Raw genomic sequence first — 21,171 nt, 5'->3', positions numbered from 1 at the left:
CATACCTTTGCCTTATGCGGTATTTTTTAGAGATAGCTTACGACGGAACCCGGTTTCATGGGTGGCAGGTGCAGCCAAACGCGCTGTCGGTGCAGGAGGTGTTGGAGGATAGCCTGAGCAAGGTGCTGCGCGAGCCGATTAGTACCACCGGCAGCGGCCGCACCGATACCGGGGTGCATGCCAGCCAGCAATTCGTGCACTTTAACGCTCAGCAGGAGCTGGACCCGCAGCACGTCGTTTATCGCCTCAACCGCATCCTCCCGGAGGATATCGCCGCCGTGAACTTATACCCCGTGCAGGCCGAGGCGCACGCCCGCTACGATGCCTTTGCCCGCACCTACCATTACCATATCACGCTCCGCAAAAACCCGTTTAAACGCTACCACGCCTGGTACCACAGCCGCCCTTTGGATATGGGTAAAATGAACGAGGCCGCCGCCATACTAATAAAGTATGAGGATTTTACTACCTTCAGCAAAGTAAAAGGCGATACCAAACATTACCGTTGCAACATGTATGAGGCCGTGTGGCAACAGGAGGGGGAGGAGCTGCAATTCACCATCCGGGCCAACCGCTTTCTGAGAGGCATGGTGCGCCTGGTGGTGGGCACACTGGTAGACGTGGGCCGCGGAAAGCTGACAGTGGCGGAGTTTGAGCAGATTATCGCCAGCCAGGACAGGAGCCGGTCCAGCGGCGCAGCACCGTCGGAAGGGCTGTATTTGGCTAAAGTAGAGTATCCACCTGAACTATTTATACCTTAAAACTAATCAACCTTAACCCAAAACTAACCTGATTATGCAACTGGAAGAGGACCATCTGGGGCCGCACTTAAACGGAAAGCACGTGCGGCCGGAGAGTTTAATGATGAGCTACGGGTACAACCCCGAGTGGTCGGAAATGGCCGTGAAAGCTCCGATTTACCAAACATCCACCTTTGTTTTTAAGAGTGCCGAAGAGGGCAAAGCATTTTTTGAGCTGGCCTACGGCCTGCGCGAGAAGAACGCCGAGGAGCAGCTGGGCCTGATCTATAGCCGCCTCAACAACCCCGACCTGGAGATACTGGAGAACCGCCTCCGCTTCTGGGACGCCGCCGAGGAAGCCGCGGTGTTTGCCAGCGGGATGGCGGCTATCAGCACCACACTGCTGGCCCTGCTAAAACCCGGCGACGTGATCCTGCACAGCGAGCCCATCTACGGCGGCTCCGACTACTACATCAAGAACATCCTGCCCAAGTTCGGCATCCAAAGTATAGGCTTTAACGCCTGCGCCACCCCGGAGCAGATCGCCCAGCAGCTGGAGGAATCCGGTGTGGCCGATAAGCTAGCGATGGTGTATGTGGAAACGCCTGCCAACCCCACAAACCACCTGGTGGACATTGAGGAGTGCGTGGCCTTGGCGAGAAAGCACTCCACCGCAGATAAAAAAGTAGTGGTAGCCGTGGACAATACCTTCCTGGGGCCGGTGTTCTCGCACCCGCTCAAGCACGGCGCTGACTTGGTTTTATACTCTGCCACCAAGTATATCGGCGGCCACTCCGACCTGATTGCCGGGGCCTGTGCCGGTTCTTCTGAGCTGATGAAGCAGGTGAAGGGCATGCGCACGTTTGCCGGCTCCATGGCCAGTCCCTGGACCGGCTGGATGCTGATGCGCAGCCTGGAAACGCTGAAAATACGCATGGAGGCGCAGGCTCGCGGTGCAGAAACCGTGGCTAACTACCTGAAGCAGCACCCGAAAGTGGAAAAGATTTACTACCTCGGCGACCTGCAGGACAATCCGCGGCAGCAGGCTATTTACCAGAAGCAATGCACCGCCGCCGGCTCCATGATCTCCTTCGACCTGAAAGGTGGCGAGAAAGAGGCTTTTAAATTCCTGAACAGCCTGCGGCTGATAAAACTGGCGGTAAGCCTGGGCGGCACCGAGTCGCTGGCAGAGCATCCCGCCTCTATGACCCACTCCGACATTTCCCCAGCCGACCGTGCCAAGATGGGCATAGGAGAGGGGATGGTGCGTATCTCAGTGGGCGTGGAGCACCCGGATGATATTATTTCCGATATTGAGCAGGCGCTGGCAAAAGTAGCGGTTGCTGTAGAGGCCTAAGCCTAAAGCATAGATTTTAAAGTATAGGAAAGGCTGGGGCTGTTGTGGCTTCGGCCTTTTCTGGTTTAAGCCTGATCAAACCACCCCTGCCCCTCCTTAGCTAAGGAGGGGAATTCTGCGGCTATAAAAGTATAGAGGCACAAGCGGACGCTACCGCCAGAGAGGCAATCAACAATCACCAACTAACAATCAACATCCCCTAAACCTGAAAATCCTGATCCAAAACCATTAACTTTACAATCGGTTAAACAGTAGCGCTCGTACAGAGGAGACAGTGCAGCAATGATAACCATACTTTAGCAGAAGCATACTTTTGGAAGATACACCTAAACAAAGCGGTAAAGTATTCGACTCAGACGTGATCAAGCGGCTTTATACGTTTGTGAAGCCCTACGTCAGGATCTTCTACTTTATCGTGTTCCTAACCTTTGCCTCGGCCGTGCTGGCCGCCGTGCGCCCCTTCCTCATTCAGTACACCGTAGACCACGAGATCCTGAACAACGATTGGGAGGGCCTGAACCGCATGTTCTTGATTTTGGGCGTGCTGCTGGTGGTGCATGCCATTGTGCAGTACCTGCACACTTATTTTGCCGGTTGGCTGGGCCAGCACGTGGTCCGCGACATCCGGATTGTACTCTACCGCCACATCCTGAACCTGCGCCTCAAGTTCTTCGACCGCACCCCGATTGGAACCCTCGTAACCCGCAACGTGTCGGACGTGGAGACGCTGTCGGATGTGTTCAGCGAGGGCTTGGCCGCCATGATCGGCGATATCCTGCAGCTGGTCTTCATCCTCGGCTTCATGTTCTACATCGATTGGGAGCTGGCGCTGGTGAGTTTGTCCACGTTCCCGCTCATGCTCATCAGTACCTATATTTTCAAGGAGAAGATAAAGAACACCTTTCAGGAGGTGCGTACAGCGGTGGCGCGGCTCAACTCCTTTGTGCAGGAGCATATCACAGGCATGAGCATCGTGCAGATCTTCACGAACGAGAAGCGCGAGATGGAGAAGTTTAAGGAGATCAACAAGGAGCATACCCGCGCCAACGTTCGCTCGGTCTTATACTATAGCATTTACTTTCCGGTGGCCGAGATCATCGGCGCGGCGGGCCTGGGCCTGCTGGTATGGTACGGCGCTTACGGGGTGATAGAAAATGACATTACGCTGGGTACGCTGATGGCGTTTATATTGTACATCCAGATGTTCTTCCGCCCGATCCGCATGATCGCCGACCGCTTTAACACGCTGCAGCTGGGCGTGGTTAGCACCGAGCGGCTCATGCGCCTGCTCGACAGCAAGGAGATGATCCCGGACAACGGCAGCTATGCCCCGGAAAAGATTAAAGGCAACGTGACGTTTGAGCATGTATGGTTTGCCTACAAAGACGAAGACTGGGTGCTGCGCGACCTTTCGTTTGAGGTAAAGGCAGGCGAAACAGTGGCTTTTGTGGGGGCCACAGGTGCCGGCAAGACCTCTGTCATCAACTTGCTCAACCGCTTCTACGAGATCAACAAAGGGCATATTGTGGTGGATGGCCACGACCTGCAGGAGTATGACCTGAGCGTGCTGCGCCACCACATCGGCGTGGTGCTGCAGGATGTGTTCCTTTTCTCCGGAAGTATAGCCGACAACATCAGTTTGGGCAACAAAAGTATAACCGAGGAGCAGATGTGGCACGCCGCCGACCTGGTGGGGGCACGCAAGTTTATTGAGCGATTGCCGGGCGGGCTGCACTACCAGGTGATGGAGCGCGGCGCTACCTTATCCGTAGGCCAGCGCCAGCTCATCTCTTTTGTTAGAGCCATGGTTTACAACCCGGAAATCATCATCCTGGACGAGGCCACCTCCAGCGTAGACTCCGAAACCGAGGAGCTGATCCAGTACGCCATTGACCAGCTGATGCACGGCCGCACTTCCATTGTCATCGCGCACCGCCTCAGCACCATCCAAAAAGCAGATAAAATTATTGTGCTGGACCGCGGCGAGCTGAAGGAGATGGGCAACCACGAAGAGCTGCTGGAGAAAAACGGCTATTACGCGCAGCTGTACCAGATGCAGTACAAGAACATGATCGACCAATAATGAACAAGAAGATTTTTTACGTGCTGGCAGGTGTTGCCACCATCCTGCTGGTGTTTTATACTTACCTGGGCGGTTTTACAGCGCCGGACGTCACCCTTACCTCTTCTGAAACCATGTATGTAGCCGGCCAGCCCTTTGAGGGCGCTGTGGAGGACAAGGCCATGGGCGAGGCCTTTCAGCGGGTGTCGCAGGTACTGCAGGAGAAAGAGCTGCAGGGCTACCCGGGCAACATCTACTACAACGACCCCGACAAGAGCGGCGACAGCATCCGCGCCTTCATCGGCATCATCATCCCGGACTCTACTGCCAAGCTGCCGGAGGGCTATGTGTTGCGCACTGTGCCGGGTGGCCGTCAGGTAGTCCGGGCCGAGGCCACGGCAAGTATAGCCCTGCTGCCCAAAAAGCTATACGCCGCCGTGTTCGACTATGCCAAGGAGGAGAAGCTGAAGCTGGAGGAGTTTTACGTGGAGTGGTTCCCGGAGGATGACAAAGGCGTGCTGGAGGTGCCGGTAAAGGAGTAGCCCTATACTTGCAAGTATAGATTTATACTTTAACTTTGGGAGGAGCGGGTTTATACTTCATCAACCCCTTATCACCACAGCATTTATACTTTGGGCAAGAAAGCAGAGGCTAAAAAGGAGCTGATCTTAGAGGCAGCCAAAAGCGTGTTTGGCAGGTTGGGCTACAGCAAGGCCACCCTCGACGACATCGCTGCGGCCATCGGCATGAAAAAGCCCTCGCTGTACTACTACTACAAAAGCAAGGAGCTGCTCTACATCGAGGCGTTCTCGCAGGAGTGGAAGGCGCGCCTCTCACACATCAAGCAGCTGGCCGAGCACGAGCCCAACCCGCACAAGCGCCTGCTGTTATACATCCAGTCCTCGCTGCGCTACTACCAGGAAATCGTGTCGGAGCATACCATCTCCATCAAAGTGCTCATCGAGACGCGGGCCATGTTCCAGGAGCTGTTCCGGGAGTCGCGGGGGAAGGAGGCCAACTATTACGCCACGGTGATAAAGGAAGGGGTCGCCAAAGGTATATTCATGTCCTGCGATGCTGAGCGCGTGGGCTATTCTATGATGACGGTGAAGGACCTGATCCAGTTCGAGGAGTTCCAGCGCGCCGATTTCCACCGGCTGCCTTCCATTGATTTCGCGAAAATTGAGCGGGATGTGCTCTATACGGTCAACCTTATCCTTAACGGGATTACCGTACGGGGCGAAGAGGTATGAGGAGTTTGCGCATTTTAACATACGCATTGTCTTTAGTCGTCCCCTTCACAGGGTGCAGGTCATACTATCCTAACGCTGCGCATCCCGGCGCTTACAGCACCAACACCGGCCTTGAGTACGGCTCAAATGGCAACTATACTCCGTACGATAATTACAAAGGCTTTCAGGATAGTAAGCTCATCAGGCGCGGAAGTATAAAGCAGGTTGATACGTTGCAGCTATCAAAGCAGGAAAAGAAAGCGCAAACTACAGCTCAGTGGGCTGCTATGGGACAAATTTTAGGCGATACAGCTCTTGCAGGCATTACCGGGAGCCCACCGGGTGCCGTCTACATTCATTCGCTGCAGCTTTACGCCGATGAGGTAGAGGTGACAAACCTGCACTGGCAGGAGTTCCTTTTTTATATCCAGCGGGATTCATCTGTTTTATACTATCATCGCCAACTGCCCGACACAACTGTAATCAGGCTTAGGCAAGCAGACTACTATTATGCTAAAGATGCAGTGGGGGACAAAATAGATGAGATTGCACCCGTCACGTCTTATCAATACCATCCGGAGTACTTGTTTTACCCTGTGGTGGGGGTGAGTTACGAGCAGGCGGTGGAGTACTGCAAGTGGCGCTCAGCTGTGGTGACAGCCTTTTACAACAGTAACCCCAAAAATGAGCAAAAGCTGAAATTTACCTTTAGGTTGCCAACAGAGCAGGAGTGGGAAACCATTGCAGCCGCCGGGCTAGATAAGTATAAGTTTCCATACGGAGGCGCAACCGGAGCGACGGCAAAGTATAAAGTTAACCCTAAAGCCGCAGCATACATAGCCAGGAAGATCAGCTCGCCTAAACCTGTAGCGCAAGTTAGACAGGACCTGGAGCAGACGGAGGTACATGATTTATACTTTAACCTGAAGCGGCCACTGCCATACTTTTTGCAATTTAGCACACCGGCCTACGTCTACAGTGGCTTCACGCAGGGTTACGGCCTGTTCCATATGATAGGGAATGTGGCCGAAATGGTGGCTGAGAAGGGAGTAGCCAAAGGGGGCAGTTGGGAAGATGGACTGGAAAGCTCCAGAATCACAGATCGCCAGCTTTATACTTTGCCATCAGAGAAAGTCGGCTTCAGGTGCGTTTGCGATATAGAGCGGCTGGAGGAGTAAGTATAAAACTCAAGTATAAAGTATAAAAAAGAAGCGGCACTTACTGTGCCGCCCGCAATTGGTCTAGTTTAGCCTTTAGGGCATCTACATCCGGTTTATGGCCCTTGGCGATCTCCGCCGCTTCCAGCTCAATCAGCATGTCCTTCATCTGCTTCAGGTAGGCAGTTTTATCTTTCTTCAGGCAGTCTTTCTTGTTGGGCTCATGGCAATGCCCGTTCTCATCCATGGGTTTAAACATACTGCCCTCGCCGTAAATCAGCCATTGCGGGTTCAGGTCTGCAAAGTTCTTTACAATAGCCACCAGCTCATCCATCACAATGTTGCGGCCATGAATAATGTTGCTAAGGGTTTCTTCGTCGCTGCCGGTCATGGATTTCAGATCGTCCATTTCCAGTTCTTTCAGGTTTGTATAAAATCTGAACCTTTTGCCGATTTGCTGTAAGTCGATAGCCATATACAGGATGTTTAGAGGGTTTTAAGGTGATAGTAAAACTGCTATACGTATGCATAACAGTTTCAGGGCTAAAAAAATCCCACTACCTGCTTTTGATGTCCCAAGGAAGTATGAGAAATGGCTAAAGGCGTCTAAAAATCAGTAAACTTTACACGTCTTCCTGCTGCAGCTGGCGCTCATATAGTTGCTTGTAGAGCCCCTCCTGGTTTATCAGCTCCTCGTGCGTGCCGTGTTGCACAATCTCCCCGTCGTCCAGCACCAGTATGCGGTCGGCCAATTTTACCGATGACACCCGGTGCGAGATGATGATGCTCGTGCGGTTCTGCATGATGCGGCGCAGGCTGTTGAGGATGGCGTTCTCGGTCTTCGTGTCCACAGCCGAAAGCGAGTCGTCGAGGATGAGGATGCTGGGTTCCCGCACCAGCGCCCGCGCAATGGACACCCGCTGCTTCTGGCCGCCGGATAAGGTAATGCCGCGCTCACCCAGCTTGGTGTTAAACCCTTCCGGGAAACGCGCGATGTTCTCATACACGTCGGCATCCTTGGCGGCCTGCACCATCTGCTCCTCGGTTATACTTGGCAGGCCAAACCCGATGTTGTTGCGGATAGAGTCGGAGAACAGGAACACATCCTGCGGCACATAGCCGATCTGGCTGCGCAGGCTGTCGAGGTTGTAGTCGCGCACGTCCATGCCGTCGATGAGGATACGCCCGCCCGTCACGTCATACATGCGCGGCAGCAGGTTGGCGATGGTGCTCTTGCCCGAGCCGGTGTTGCCGATCACGGCCAGCGTTTCGCCGTGCCTGATGTCGAACGACACGTCCTTCAGGGCATGGATGCCGGTGTCGGGGTACACGAAGTCCACGTGCTCAAAGCAGATGTCGCCCTTGAGCTCTTTGCTGATGTTTTCACGGGGAACAATGTTGTTTTTGGTGTGTAGAAACTCGTTGATGCGCTCCTGCGAGGCGGCGGCGCGCTGCACCAAGCTGGCCGTCCAGCCCAGCGAGGTCACCGGCCAGGTCAGCATGTTCACGTAGATGATAAATTCGGCGATGTTACCGGTGGTGATGCTGCCGTTGATCACCTCCTGGCCGCCGATGTACACGGTGATGATCGTGCTCAGGCCCACCAGAAACAGCACGAGCGGAAAAAACAGCGAGTTCACGAAGTTCAGCTCCAGCGACTTGTCCTTATAAGTGTTGCTGGCCGTGGTGAAGTTGTTATGCGAGTCGTCCTCCCGCACAAAGGATTTGATGACCCGGATGCCTGAGAACGCCTCCTGCACAAAGGTGGTGATGCCCGAGAGGCTGCGCTGTATCTCATCGGACTTGCGCTGGATGATGTTGTTGACGTAGTAAATGCTGATGGCCAGTATCGGCAGCGGGATCAATGTATACAGCGTCAGCTTCACGTTTACCGACAGCATGTAGGGGATCACCATCAGGAAAAGGATGACGAGGTTGATGCCATACATGATGGCCGGGCCAACGTACATGCGCACGCGGCTCACGTCCTCCGAGATGCGCGCCATCAAATCGCCGGTGTTGTTGCGGCGGTAGAAGCTGAGCGGCAGGCTCTGGTAGTGCTCGTAAATCTCGTTCTTCAGGTCGTTCTCGATCAGGCGGCTCATCACGATGATGGTCTGGCGCACGAAAAACAGGAACACGCCCCGCAGCAGCGCCATCAGAAGTATGATCACGCCATACACCAGGATGCTTCTGGAGAAGATATCGTACACCACCTCCTGCTGTGCCATGCCCCCGAAAAGGCCATGCAGGTTAATGCCCTCCTTTATCAGGTTGAAGGCATGCCGCACCACCTGCGCCGGCAAAATCTGAAAGAAGTTGGATATGATGGTGAACAGCAGCCCCAGGAGCAGCCGGTACTTATACTTTAGGAGGTATTTATTTAGATAACGTAACGATTTCACAGTCAGAACTTGATGCCTTTGCGCTTTTACGTAGAGTTAGCGAGAGCAAATTGAAATAACCAAAAAAAGATTTAATTTTGCAGCGCGAAAAGGGTGGGTGATCTCTCACCTCCCTGTTTCACAAAGATAGAACAACCCCTAATCAAAACTATCAATGGTGGAATTAAAAGAAGTTGAAGTGAAAAAAGACAAATCAGTCTTTGATCAGATATCAGAACACAATCACGAGAAAGTTGTTTTCTGCCACGACAAAGAAACTGGTTTGAAAGCCATCATCGGCATTCATAACACCGTACTGGGGCCGGCGCTGGGCGGTACCCGTATGTGGTCTTACGCTTCTGAGGCAGAAGCTCTTGATGACGTTCTCCGTCTTTCAAGGGGTATGACCTACAAGGCGGCCATCTCCGGTCTGAACCTGGGTGGCGGTAAAGCCGTGATCATCGGCGATGCTAAAAAAGACAAGAGCGAGGCGTTTATGCGCAGATACGGCCGTTTTGTGAAGAACCTGAACGGTGCTTATATTACCGCTGAAGACGTAGGCACTACTACCAAAGACATGGAGTACATCCGCATGGAGACCGAGCACGTGGCCGGCCTGCCGGAGTCTATGGGCGGTAGCGGAGACCCGTCTCCGGTTACGGCTTACGGTACGTACATGGGCATGAAGGCCGCTGCCAAAAAAGCGTTCGGCTCCGACTCGCTGGAGGGCAAGAAGATATCCGTGCAGGGGGTTGGCCACGTGGGCGGCTACCTGGTGGAGCTGTTGGCTAAAGAGAACGCCCAGATTTTCATCACCGATATTTACGAAGACCGCCTGCGCGAGGTATCCGAGAAGTATGGCGCCAAAGTAGTGGGCATGGATGAGATCTACGACCTGGACGTGGACATCTACTCTCCGTGCGCGCTGGGCGGCACTGTAAACGATGATACCCTGAACCGCCTGAAGTGCCAGGTGATCGCCGGCTCTGCCAACAACCAGCTGCGCGACGAGAAACTGCACGGCCCGGCCCTGATCGAGAAAGGCATCGTGTACGCCCCGGACTTCCTCATCAACGCCGGCGGCCTGATCAACGTGTACTCTGAGCTGATCGGCTACAACCGCGAGAGCGCCTATGCCCAGACGGAGCGCATCTACGGCTATACCCTGGATATCTTTGAGCTCGCCGAGAAAGAGGGCATCCACAACCAGGCTGCCGCCATGAAAATGGCCAAGAAACGCATCGAAAGCATCGGCAAGGTACGCTCTACCTACTAAGCTACAGCAGATGACCTGATTCTGTAAAAGACAAAAGTGCTGCATTAACTTGTGGCACTTTTGTTTTTACCGGTTACCTTTGCGGAACTATAGCCTGCTACTTCCGCTTTTACACAGTAGGCAAACAGATTACCCGGGCTACGGCCCACCTTATACATTACCAAACAACACGCTCTTTAAAATAAAAATATGCTCAACCGCAGAACACTACGAATCAAGGCAATGCAGGCCATCTACGCGTATCAGCAAGCCGTCGGTTCAGACTATCTGCTGGCCCTGGACCAGATAAGCGAAGATTTCGCGCCCAACCTTAACTCAATGGAGGTGCAGGACAAAAAACTGCTGGAAGGCAAAAAACAAATGGCCACCCTGATGTTTAAGGAGTGGCACGAGAAGCAGGAGTACGATGCAGAGGGCGCCGACAAGGAAGCCATTGATGCGGTTAACAGAGCGATTGCCTTTTACAACAACGCCACCAAGAAAGACTTTAAGTACTACGGCAACCAGATGCTGAGCGCCGTGGAGCGCATCTACGACCATTACCTGGGCACGCTGCAGATTCTGGAGGTGATTGTGAGCCTGATAGAGGAAGAGGAGGAGAAGAAAGCCAACCGCTACACCGCCGCCGAAGGCCCCGATACCACCGGTTTCCTGCGCAACAAGGTGGTGCAGCGCCTGCTGCAGAGCCCGTCTTACCAGGAGAGCATCATCCGCCGCAACATCAGCTGGGGCTCCGACATCAGCGAGATTCGCGCCGTTTACAAGAACATCCTGAAGAAGGACGACGTGTTTCTGGACTATGTGAAGCAGCCCGAGCATACCCTGGAAGAGGACGTAGAGGTGGTGAAACATATTTTCAAAAACATTATCTTTAAAGAAAAAAACTTACAATCTTTGTTTGAGGAGCAGGACTTGAACTGGGTGGAGAACAAGTCCATCGTGAGAAGCCTGGTGAACAAAACCGTGAAGATTTTCGGTGAGGAAGCCGAGGAAGACAAGCAGCTCCTGGACCTGTCGGCCAACTGGGAAGACGATAAGGCCTTCTTTGAGGATTTATACTTCCAGACGGTAGAGCAGGACGAGAAATATGAGGCCATGATAGCAGCCAGCGTGAAGAACTGGGACGTGGAGCGCGTGGCCCTGCTCGATAAAATTATCCTGAAGATGGCCCTCTGTGAGATGCACATCTTCCGCAGCATCCCGGTTAAGGTAACCATCAACGAGTACATCGAGATCTCGAAGCTGTACAGCACCCCTAAGAGCAAGCAGTTTATCAACGGTGTGCTGGATAAGATGGCACAGGAGCTTAGCGCCAAAGGCGATATCCGTAAATCGGGCCGCGGCTTGATAGACAACAAATAAGCTTGCAAAAACCAGCAACGGCCTTTGCAGCGTTTTCTCCGTAGAAGAGGAAAAGTTTGTACCCGAGATTATAAAGCATAAAAAGAGACTATGAGTAAAAAGACAAGTGCGCTACTGGCTTTCGTTTCCGGCGCCGCTGTAGGAGCTGCGGCCGGCCTGCTTTTCGCCCCGGAGAAAGGCCGCGAAACAAGAAACTGGCTGAGCTATAGACTGGAAAAATACCGCGACACCCTTTCGGACCTGCTGGAGCAGCTGATCGCCAAAGGCGAGAACATGCCCACCACAGCCAAGTCGGAGGGGCAGCGCGTGATACAGGACGCGAAAGAGAAAGCCGAGAAGCTGCTTGGCGACGTAGACTCGCTCATCAACGAAATTAATAGCAGGAAAGAACTGTAAACTTTACCATGAGACAAGTAACCCTTATCCCCGGCGACGGGATTGGACCTGAGATAACCGAAGCTGTAAAAGCCATCTTTAGCGCAGCAAACGTTCCCGTAACCTGGGAAGAAGAGAACGCAGGCCAGACTACCTTTGATGCCATCGGCGAGCTGATACCAGAAACGCTGATCGCTTCTCTTAAGAAAAACAAAGTGGCCCTGAAAGGCCCTATTACCACGCCGGTTGGCAAAGGCTTTAAAAGTATAAATGTGCAGCTGCGCCAGATGTTCGACCTCTACTCTAACGTGAGGCCGGCCAAGACGACCAAAGGCGTAGAAACCCGCTTCGACAACGTAAACTCAGTGCTGTTCCGCGAGAACACCGAAGGCCTGTATTCTGGCCTGGAGATGTTCGACGAGCGCCTGCAGATCTCCGACTCTGTGGCCCGCCTGACGCGCGTAGGCTGCCGCAAAATCGTGAGAGCCGCGTTTGCCTATGCCGACAAGCATGGCTGCAAGAAGGTAACCGCTGTGCACAAGGCGAATATCCTGAAAAGCGCCGGCGCCCTGTTCCTGGATGAGTTCAGAGCCGCTGCGAAAGACTACCCGCACATCCAGGCTGACGACAAGATCATCGACAACATGTGCATGCAGCTGGTGGCCAAGCCAGAGCAGTTTGACGTGATCGTGACGACAAACCTGTTTGGCGATATTCTGTCTGACCTGTGCGCAGGCCTGGTAGGCGGACTGGGCGTGGTGGCCGGCGCCAACATCGGCGACGAGATGGCCATCTTTGAGGCCGTGCACGGCTCAGCCCCGGACATTGCCGGCAAAGGCATTGCCAACCCAACTGCCCTGCTGCGCTCTGCCATCATGATGCTGCACCACCTGGACCTGAAGGACGAGGCAAACCGCATAGAGTCTGCGCTGGAAGCCACTTTGGCGAACAAAGAGGAGTGCACCGGCGACCTGGGCGGCAAGGCAGGCACCATGGAGTTTGCTCAAAACATCATCGCGAAACTTTAACCATAGTAGCCCTAAAGTATTATGAAAAAGAACCTGTTTTTGGTAGCGGGCCTGGCAGTAGCCATGTTCGCTACAAGCTGTGACAACAACAGCACCACCGGCAACGAAGCCGTGGCAGAGAACACCGCAACTGAGGCAACGGCCCAGCCAATCGAGAACCCGAATGTGGCGCCTGCCGCCACAGAAGACCAGGCTGCCCCTTCTGAGAACGCGCCTGTCATGTCGTTCGAGGAAACAGAGTATGACTTTGGCTCTATTAAGCAGGGTGAGTCAATAGAGCATACTTTTATGTTCACCAACACCGGCAAAACGCCGCTGATCATCGAAAGCGCCTCGGCCACCTGCGGCTGTACGGTACCTGACTGGCCTAAAGAGCCTATTGCACCAGGCGAGACTGGCAAAGTAGCCGTTAAGTTTAACAGCACCGGCAAAATGGGCCAGCAGCAGCCAACCGTTACCATCCGTGCCAACACCCAGCCTAACATTGTGCGCGTGGCCCTGAAAGGCAATGTGGAAAGCAGCAGCATTCCGGCAGCTGGCGCCAGTGGCCCGGTTCGCCGCAACTAGTTTTTGCTTAGCTAATAAGAGAATACACCAAAGATGAACAATATACTTCTTCAGACGCCGGACGGCGGCATGCTGCCTCAGCTGCTCATGTTCGGAGCCATTATACTTGTGTTTTACTTCTTCATGATCCGCCCACAGCAGAAAAAAGTGCGCGACCAGAAGAAGTTCCGCGAGGAGCTGACCAAGGGCATGACCATCATTACGATTGGCGGCATGCACGGCAAGCTGATTGCAATAGACGACGATACCATTACGTTAGAAGTGGACAAAGGCGTACGCCTGACATTCGATAAAACAGCCGTGTCCATGGAAGCTACCATGCGCGTGCAAAAACCAGCCTAACATTGGCTTTAGAGGGAGTAAAAAATATAGCCTTATGGTTTATGAGGCCATTTCAGCCACGAACAAAGCACTACTGGCGAATAGTACTGCTTTGTTTTGTGGCGGCCTCTACCTTTTGGCTCCTTAACGCCCTGAACAAAAGCTACAGTACGCAAACCTCTTATCCTATCCGGTTTGTGTATAACGATAGGCAGCTGGTGCCCATAAAGCCGCTGCCACAGGAGGTGGATATCAACGTGACCGGCAAAGGCTGGAAGCTGCTGCGCAAGAGCCTGCGGCTGGATGTGCAGCCCGCCGAAATCTATATCCGCGACCTGCCCCGCAACAACTACCTGCTTGGCTCTGCCCTGCGCCCTTCGCTGGTCAATGCCCTCGATGGCCTCCAACTTAACTTTGTGGTTACGGACACCATCTACTTCGACTTCGACCCCAAGGTGCAGAAGCGCATGGCGCTACGCCTGGACCCAAGCCAGAGGCTGACTGATAACCTGCATACCATTGTGGGACCCGTGCGCATTAACCCCGACAGCATTACTTTTACCGGCCCCGCCTCACTCATAGACAGCCTGCCGAACCCTTTCCTGCTGCGCTTGCCTGAGCAAAGCCTGGTGGAGCCCACAGAGGTGTCTGTGCCGGTAAACTATGACTATCAGTCATTGGTGGAGGCTGATGTAGAGGAGGCGCAGGTGAGCGTAAACGTAAAGGGCCTGGTGCCGGAGGAGCGGCAGCTGCTGCCTGAGTTGGTAAACGTGCCGGAGGGGGCAAAGCTCAGCCTGCGCCCGTCCATTGTGGTGGTGCGTTACCAGGTGCTGCAAGATTCTGTGCCAGCGCTAAACCGCACCGCTTTCAAGGCCGTGCTGGACTACAGCAGGTTTAACCCCATCGACTCTACCCTGGTGCCGGAGCTCGTGCAGCAGCCACGCGGCATACGCAATGTGCAGGTGTGGCCTAACCGCATAAAAGTTTCCAGGCGCAAGTAATGCTGAAGATCGGAATAACCGGGGGCATAGGCACGGGCAAAACCATCGTGAGCCGAATGTTTGCCTTGCTAGGCGTGCCGGTGTATGATGCCGATACCCGTGCCAAATGGGTGATGCACCACGACCGGGAACTGCGGCAGGAGCTGCAGGAGGCTTTCGGCGGTGCCACCTTTACCGCTGCCGGGGAGTTGGATAGAGCCTACCTGGCCAGCGTGGTGTTTAACAACCCGCCGCAACTGGAGCGGCTGAACGCCCTGGTGCACCCGCACGTGGGCAAAGACTTTGAAGCCTGGGCTGCCTTGCATGCCCACAAGCCGTACGTGCTAAAAGAGGCTGCGCTCATGTATGAGTCGGACTCGTGGCGGCAACTGGACCAGGTCATTGTGGTTTCCGCACCGCTGCACCTTCGCATGAAGCGCCTGCTAAAGCGCGACACCCACCGCACAGAGGCCGACATCAAGGCCATCATTGCCCGGCAAATGAGCGAGGAAGAGAAGCTGCGCCGCGCCCAGCACATCATCTACAACGACGACGAGCACCTCATCATCCCGCAGGTGCTGGCGTTGCACGAGCTGTTTTCTAGGGCGCAGGCCTAGCAAGTATAAACCGATAATTTCCTGAAGAAGCTTACAACTGCCGGAGCGGCAGGGGGAGAGATATACTATGCCCGGGGCAAAGCCGTTGGTAAGGTATAGGCTATGCTGCGCGTTGGCCTGCGGGGGCAGAAATAGAAAAGTATAGATATAAAAAAAGGACAACTTTGCAGTTGTCCTTTTGTGGGGCGTACTGGATTCGAACCAGTGACCCCCTGCTTGTAAGGCAGGTGCTCTGAACCAGCTGAGCTAACACCCCTTTTTTCTTTTTTAAAGACCTTTTGTCCCCGTTTGATGATGCAAATATGGAGGTTATTTTTGAGACTGCAAAACATTTGCGAAAAATTTCTGAAATATTTTTTCAACGGCAATGTGCTATTGTTCGCGTGTTATTACTGCACTACCTTTAGGTTTTGTAAGGTGCTAAAAATCTGAACTTTCGATAGGTGGAAATTGGAGCGGTAAAAAAAGTGCTATTTTATGGCGTCGCTATTTTTGTGGCAGCCCTTGCTTTGGCGTTGGCGCTGGTATACACCTATCAGGATAAAATAATCGGGCTTTTTGTGGCCGAGGCCAACAAGCACATCAAAACAAAGGTGGATGTGCGGCAGATTTCGCTCTCGCTCTTCGACAAGTTTCCGCAGGTAGCTGTTTCGCTGGACGAGGTGAACGTGCACGAGGGGCTGCCGGAGAGCGAGGAGTCGCTGGCGCGGGCCGAGAAGCTATACTTTACCTTTAGCCTTTGGGATGTGCTGCGCGGCGAGTATAGCGTGAAAGAGTTTTACATGGAACAGGGCGAAGTATACGTGAAGGTGCTGCCCGACGGGCAGGTGAACTACCAGATCATCGCCACCGACACTACTTCCTCCAGCAGCGACTTTTCCTTTGATCTGGAAAGTATAAACCTGCGCGAAGTGGCCGTGCATTACATCGACCAGCAGCTCAAGCAGACCTACGAGGTGGAGGCGCACCAGCTGGCTGCCGCCCTGGCCATTTCCCCCGAAACCATAGACATCGAGGCGGACGGGCAGGCTACGATCCATACTATAAAAGTAGGCACGGGCGAGTATTTTAAAGGAAAGAAGGTGAACCTTGCCTCGGCGCTAAGTATAAACCGGCAGGCGCAGACCATTGCGTTGCGGCCCTCAGTGGTGCAGGTAGGGGAGGCGGCCTACGAGGTGGGCGGAGCGATCGCTTATAGTGGCGTGACGGAGCTGGACCTGCAGGTGGAAGGCAAGAACACCAACGTGCAGTCGCTGCTCTCGCTGCTGCCCCAAAGTATGACCGAGGAGTTTAGCCAGTACCGCAGCGAGGGCGAAGTATACTTTAACGGCACCGTGAAGGGACAGGCCTCTGGCAAGCACATGCCAAGTATAAATATAAACTTCGGCGCGCGCGATGCTTCCTTTTTCCACCCCGATGTGCAGCAGCGTGTGGAAAAGATCTACCTGACAGGCAGTTTTACGAACGGCGAGCAACATAAGGCAGCCACATCGGTGCTGGAGCTGAGGGAGCTGAAGGGCATGCTGAACGGCAGGCCGTTTAAAGGCAACCTGAAGTATAGCAACTTCGACAACCCCTACATCGCGTTTGATGTGCAGGGCATGCTGGATGTGGGCTATGTGCTGGGGCTGGCCAAAATAGAGCAGGTGCGCAGCGGGAGCGGGCTAGCAGACGTGCGCATCGCCTTCTCCGGCAACCTGAACGAGTTTAAGGCCCGCCCAGGCAACAGCACGCTCAACACCACCGGCGACATCACGCTGCACAACGTGTCGCTGACACTGCAGGAGATGCCGCTGCCAATGCGCAGCCTGAACGGCAACTTTATGTTTAAGCGCAACGACGTGGCTGTGTCTGATTTTAAAGGCCAATTGGGCGAGTCTGACTTTACCATCAACGGGATGTTTAAGAACGTGATGGCCTGGCTTATACTGGACAAGCAGCGCCTGCTGGTGGAGGCCGATTTCAAGAGCCAGTACCTGAATTTCGATCAGCTGCTGAGCGAGGAGCAGAACACACCGGAGGCGGCCCGCACCGGCGAGGAGTATAAATTCCTTATCTCGCCAGACATCGCCTTCGACCTGAGCGCCTCCATCGACCGGATGCGGTTCCGGAGGTTCAGGGGAAAGAACATTGAGGGGCAGGTAAAGCTGCGCAACCAGGTGGTGTCGTCGCCGAACATTTCTTTTCAGGCCATAGGCGGAGACTTTGCCGTGCGCGGAAACCTGGATGCCCGCACCCGCGACCACATTAAGGTGAGCACCGCCGCAAAGCTCAACAACATGAGCGTAGACAGTCTCTTCTATGTATTCGAGAATTTCCACCAGAACTTTATAGAGGAGCGCCACCTGCGCGGCCTCCTCACGGCCAACATCATCTCAGATGTATACTTCGATAGCCAGCTCAGCCCTAAAACCGACCTGCTGCAGGCAGAGATACAGGCTACCGTGCGCAACGGGCAGCTCATCAACTTCCCGCCTATGCAGAAGATGTCGGCGTTTGTGAAGCGCTCTGAGCTGGCTAATATGCGCTTTGCCGAACTGCACAACTCCTTTTGGATACAGCAGGGCACGATCTACATTCCGGAGATGGACATCCGCTCCAACCTGTCGGCCGCGCCGGTGGTGTCGGTGTCTGGCACCCATACCTTCGACCAAAAGATGGACTATAAGATAAAGCTGCCGCTCTTTAGCAACCGCAAGCCCGATAAGGACGCCCGCTTCGGTACAGTGGCCGAAGACCCTGACGCAGGCAATAGCAACCTGTTCCTGACGCTGAAAGGCAGCGAGAGCGACTTTAAGATAGCTTATGACAATGTGCGGGTGCGGGAGAAGATAAAGACAGACCTGAAGCAGGAAGGGCAGGAGCTACGCGACCTGCTGCGCGGCAAGAAGCCCAAGCAGCAGGAGAAGGAAGTAGAGCTGCAGGAGGGCGAGTATTTTGACTTCGACTAAGCAGGAATAATAGCGTTTAATAGCTCAAGTGCGCGTTGCCGGGAAAAAGTTACATCGCTTTACTTGTAAATAGGGGCAGTTTACCCGAAAATAAAGGCCATACATCGGAAATGTTATACTTTGTGTGTAACAGAGGGGGAAGCATCCCGTTAAAGAGAGCAAATCAGCAACAAACAGGTTGCTAGGAGAAGAGGAAGGATAGGCACCGCCGCACAGGCAAGTGCCAAGGAAACACGAAATTCATAAGGAAATAAGATATAAGGGTGAAAAAAAAGCCGGAGCTTCTCCGGCTTTTTTATTTGTGGCTACTCCAGGTCAGAGCTGCCAAAGTATGGTTTCTGTGCAGGGGGCACTGGCTTGGCTTCAGGCTTTTGCAGGTACACCGTCTGGGTCGGGAAGGCAAACTCGGCGCCGTGGCTCTCCACAATCTCCACAATCTTATAGTTGATCTCTTCTTTGATGTCGATGAACTCGTTCCAGTCCATCGTGTCTACGTAATACTGCACCATCACATCCTTGGAGTGAGGCCCCAGGTTCAGGAAGCGCACGCGCCCGTCCTGGTTGGTGCGCGGGTGCTGGTCCAGGTAGGCCTGTATGTCGCGGGTGATGGCCCTGAGTTGGGCGGAAGAGGTATCGTAGGTAAGCGTCACGTCGAACTTGGCGCGGCGGAAGGTGCGCAGCGTCAGGTTGTCCAGCGGCTTGTCGATCATGAGCTTGTTAGGCACTGTTACAAAGCTTTTCTCCAGCGTGCGGATGCGCGTGCTCCGGAACCCCACTTTCTCTACAACGCCTATCAGGTCGCCCACCTGCACCAGGTCTCCGGCCATAAAAGGCTTATCCAGAAAAATGGTGAAAGAGGCTAACAGGTTCTCCAGGCTCTCTTTGGCGGCAAAGGCAACAGCCAAACCGCCTACGCCAAGGCCGGCCACCAAACCTGTCACGTTCACGCCAAACACTGAGCCCAGCATCACCAGGAAAGAGAAGATCACGACTATCACCTTCGTGAAGTCCTTGAAGAAAGGCACCAGCTGATCGTCTAGCTTAGAAGCGGTTTTTTGGGTGCGGTAGGTAAACACCAGCCCCACAAAGTCTATAAAGCGCAGCAGCACCCACGTTAGCGCCACGATGATGAACACCTGGTACGTGCGGAACAGGAACGTCTTCAGGAACGGGTCGCCCTCCTGCAGGTCGTCGGGCTTTACCGGATAATCCAGCACCTGGAAAGCCAGGTATAAAAACACCAGAAACAGCAGCACCTCCAGTGGCTGAATAAGCAGGCGCCGAAACTCTGCCAGGTCCGCCTCCTGCCAAAATCTATTACCCAGCTTGTACACCAGCCCCGAGATCAATCTAGAGAAAAGTGTTTTGAAGATGTAGCCAAAAAGCAGGATGGCCGCCGTGAGCAGGTATTCGCCCACGGTGTTACCCAAAAATTCCTGGCGGAGCCAACCGCTCTGTATAAAAGCCTCCCAGTTCATCGGTACTAATTTTAAAGCAGCTGGCTTAGGGCTATCTCGAAGCTTGTCTTGGCAATCTCGGTTTTCTGCACCCGCTTCTCATGCGATTTCTCCAAGGCAGTACGGATAATGTCGGAAGTGTCGCTGAAGATGGCCTCGTCCGTTATCTCCACATCGCTTTCCATTAGGTAGGCAAACACGCGCGCCATGCCGCAGTTGGCGATAAAGTCAGGGATGACGGATAGGTTGCGGTCGGCAAACTCACCGGTTGGTCCAAAGAAGATCTCCGGGTCCTGGAACGGCACGTTGGCGCCGCAGGAGATCACCTCCATGCCGCTCTGCACCATGCGCTCCACCTGCTCGCGCGTTACCAGCCTGGAGGCGGCGGCAGGTATAAAAATCTCAGCCGGAAGGTCCCAGATGCGGCTGTTCGCGTCCTCAAACGAAAGTATGCCTGCCGTGTTAGGGCTGAGCGCGTTGCCTTGGCGGTTCAGGAACAGGTCCGTGATCTCCTCAAAAGTATAGCCTTTGTCGTTGATAAGGCCGCCGGCCCTGTCGATGATACCTACTATTTTAACGCCTTTAGAGGCAAGGTAAAAAGCCGCCGCGGCCCCTACGTTGCCCCAGCCCTGTATAATAGCGCGCTTGCCCTCAAAGGCTCCGCCCCAGATGCTGTAGTAGTGGCGCACGGCCTCGGCCACGCCATAGCCCGTGATCATGTCGGCAATCGTGTACTTGCGGGCGGTGGAAGGGGAGAAGTGCGGGTCCTCAATCACCTTTACCACGCCCTGGCGCAGCTGCCCTATCTTGTTTATCTTCTGCGGCTCGGTGGCGTTAAAGTGCCCGTTTACCACGCCCTCCTGCGGGTGCCACAGGCCATAGTCCTCCGTAATCGGGATTACCTCGTGTATCTCATCCACGTTCAGGTCGCCGCCGGTGCCGTAGTAGCTTTTCAGGAGCGGGATAACAGCCTTGTACCAGCGCTCCAGCACGCCGCGCTTGCGCGGGTCGGCCGGGTCGAAGTTGATGCCGGACTTGGCGCCGCCAATGGCCGGGCCGGATACCGTGAATTTCACTTCCATGGTCTTGGCCAGAGACTCCACTTCACGCTTATCCAGGCCTTTGCGCATACGTGTGCCCCCGCCTGCCGCACCGCCGCGCAGCGAGTTGATCACTACCCAGCCTTCAGCCTCTGTATCAGGGTCTTTCCACTCAAATACTATCTCAGGTCTCTTGTTCTCGAATTTCTCAAGTAAGTCTTTCATTCCAGTTTATAGGTTGTGTTTTGGGTTGAGCAAAGGTACA

At 54.1% G+C, this 21,171-nt stretch carries 19 protein-coding genes and 1 tRNA gene; 15 read left to right on the top strand and 5 right to left on the bottom strand.

Annotated features, from left to right (window positions below):
• Window positions 1-14: 14 nt before the first annotated feature.
• The 6 genes from truA (at window position 15) to FJM65_RS16935 (ending at window position 6,569) form a co-directional block, all read left to right on the top strand.
• Window positions 15-761, top strand: coding sequence for a tRNA pseudouridine(38-40) synthase TruA (gene truA / locus FJM65_RS16960; RefSeq protein WP_140622844.1), 747 nt, complete (start codon window positions 15-17; stop codon window positions 759-761).
• 34 nt (window positions 762-795) lie between these two features.
• Window positions 796-2,097 carry a cystathionine gamma-synthase family protein gene (locus FJM65_RS16955; protein ID WP_140622842.1) on the top strand — a complete coding sequence of 434 codons (1,302 nt, stop codon included), beginning with the start codon at window positions 796-798 and terminating at the stop codon, window positions 2,095-2,097.
• Window positions 2,098-2,410: 313 nt separating this feature from the next.
• Window positions 2,411-4,180 (top strand): ABC transporter ATP-binding protein, encoded by a 1,770-nt coding sequence (locus FJM65_RS16950; protein ID WP_140622840.1) that lies wholly within the window; start codon window positions 2,411-2,413, stop codon window positions 4,178-4,180.
• On the top strand, window positions 4,180-4,701 hold the full coding sequence (locus FJM65_RS16945; RefSeq protein WP_140622838.1) for a GyrI-like domain-containing protein: 522 nt from the start codon (window positions 4,180-4,182) through the stop codon (window positions 4,699-4,701). Before FJM65_RS16950 ends, FJM65_RS16945 begins: the two co-directional genes overlap by 1 nt.
• 90 nt (window positions 4,702-4,791) lie before the next feature.
• Window positions 4,792-5,412, top strand: coding sequence for a TetR/AcrR family transcriptional regulator (locus tag FJM65_RS16940; protein WP_140622836.1), 621 nt, complete (start codon window positions 4,792-4,794; stop codon window positions 5,410-5,412).
• Between the two features lie 266 nt (window positions 5,413-5,678).
• Window positions 5,679-6,569: a formylglycine-generating enzyme family protein gene (locus FJM65_RS16935; RefSeq protein ID WP_181163757.1), complete on the top strand. Its 891-nt coding sequence runs from the start codon at window positions 5,679-5,681 to the stop codon at window positions 6,567-6,569.
• Window positions 6,570-6,609: 40 nt separating this feature from the next.
• Here the strand turns inward: FJM65_RS16935 and FJM65_RS16930 are convergent, their stop codons facing one another.
• Window positions 6,610-7,023, bottom strand: a complete 414-nt coding sequence (locus FJM65_RS16930; protein ID WP_140622831.1) for a hypothetical protein — start codon at window positions 7,021-7,023, stop codon at window positions 6,610-6,612.
• A 148-nt stretch (window positions 7,024-7,171) separates the two neighbouring features.
• A complete protein-coding gene (locus tag FJM65_RS16925) occupies window positions 7,172-8,953 on the bottom strand; it encodes an ABC transporter ATP-binding protein (protein ID WP_140622829.1) in 1,782 nt (593 codons plus the stop codon).
• 154 nt (window positions 8,954-9,107) lie between these two features.
• Between FJM65_RS16925 and FJM65_RS16920 the strand changes: the two genes are divergently transcribed.
• The 8 genes from FJM65_RS16920 to coaE all read left to right on the top strand — a co-directional run bounded on the left by FJM65_RS16920 (window position 9,108) and on the right by coaE (window position 15,458).
• A complete protein-coding gene (locus tag FJM65_RS16920) occupies window positions 9,108-10,208 on the top strand; it encodes a Glu/Leu/Phe/Val family dehydrogenase (RefSeq protein ID WP_140622827.1) in 1,101 nt (366 codons plus the stop codon).
• 189 nt (window positions 10,209-10,397) lie between these two features.
• Complete coding sequence (nusB, locus tag FJM65_RS16915) at window positions 10,398-11,570, top strand: transcription antitermination factor NusB (protein ID WP_140622825.1); 1,173 nt, start codon at window positions 10,398-10,400, stop codon at window positions 11,568-11,570.
• A gap of 90 nt (window positions 11,571-11,660) precedes the next feature.
• Window positions 11,661-11,966 carry a YtxH domain-containing protein gene (locus FJM65_RS16910; RefSeq protein ID WP_140622823.1) on the top strand — a complete coding sequence of 102 codons (306 nt, stop codon included), beginning with the start codon at window positions 11,661-11,663 and terminating at the stop codon, window positions 11,964-11,966.
• 8 nt (window positions 11,967-11,974) lie between these two features.
• Window positions 11,975-12,973, top strand: coding sequence for an isocitrate/isopropylmalate dehydrogenase family protein (locus tag FJM65_RS16905; RefSeq protein WP_140622821.1), 999 nt, complete (start codon window positions 11,975-11,977; stop codon window positions 12,971-12,973).
• Between the two features lie 21 nt (window positions 12,974-12,994).
• Window positions 12,995-13,540, top strand: coding sequence for a DUF1573 domain-containing protein (locus FJM65_RS16900; protein WP_140622819.1), 546 nt, complete (start codon window positions 12,995-12,997; stop codon window positions 13,538-13,540).
• Window positions 13,541-13,573: 33 nt separating this feature from the next.
• Window positions 13,574-13,882: a preprotein translocase subunit YajC gene (gene yajC, locus FJM65_RS16895; RefSeq protein WP_140622817.1), complete on the top strand. Its 309-nt coding sequence runs from the start codon at window positions 13,574-13,576 to the stop codon at window positions 13,880-13,882.
• A gap of 41 nt (window positions 13,883-13,923) precedes the next feature.
• A complete protein-coding gene (locus tag FJM65_RS16890) occupies window positions 13,924-14,862 on the top strand; it encodes a hypothetical protein (protein ID WP_239022996.1) in 939 nt (312 codons plus the stop codon).
• Window positions 14,862-15,458, top strand: coding sequence for a dephospho-CoA kinase (gene coaE / locus FJM65_RS16885; RefSeq protein ID WP_140622813.1), 597 nt, complete (start codon window positions 14,862-14,864; stop codon window positions 15,456-15,458). The genes FJM65_RS16890 and coaE overlap by 1 nt, the downstream gene beginning before the upstream one ends.
• Window positions 15,459-15,639: 181 nt before the next feature.
• Here coaE and FJM65_RS16880 read toward each other — a convergent pair.
• A tRNA-Val gene (locus tag FJM65_RS16880) sits at window positions 15,640-15,714 on the bottom strand.
• Window positions 15,715-15,901: 187 nt separating this feature from the next.
• Here FJM65_RS16880 and FJM65_RS16875 point away from each other — a divergent pair.
• Entirely contained in the window at window positions 15,902-18,409 is a 2,508-nt protein-coding gene (locus FJM65_RS16875; protein WP_140622811.1) for an AsmA-like C-terminal region-containing protein, read from the top strand.
• A 305-nt stretch (window positions 18,410-18,714) separates the two neighbouring features.
• Here the strand turns inward: FJM65_RS16875 and FJM65_RS16870 are convergent, their stop codons facing one another.
• Window positions 18,715-19,887, bottom strand: coding sequence for a mechanosensitive ion channel family protein (locus FJM65_RS16870; protein WP_140622809.1), 1,173 nt, complete (start codon window positions 19,885-19,887; stop codon window positions 18,715-18,717).
• An 11-nt stretch (window positions 19,888-19,898) separates the two neighbouring features.
• A complete protein-coding gene (locus FJM65_RS16865; protein WP_140622806.1) occupies window positions 19,899-21,131 on the bottom strand; it encodes a Glu/Leu/Phe/Val dehydrogenase dimerization domain-containing protein in 1,233 nt (410 codons plus the stop codon).
• Window positions 21,132-21,171: the final 40 nt, after the last annotated feature.

Origin of the sequence: Pontibacter mangrovi, from assembly GCF_006385705.1 — a bacterium.
In the GTDB taxonomy this organism is placed as follows: Bacteria; Bacteroidota; Bacteroidia; order Cytophagales; family Hymenobacteraceae; genus Pontibacter; species Pontibacter mangrovi.
The sequence above is the reverse complement of the archived record's forward strand: the minus strand, read 5'-3'. Positions and strand labels throughout refer to the sequence as shown.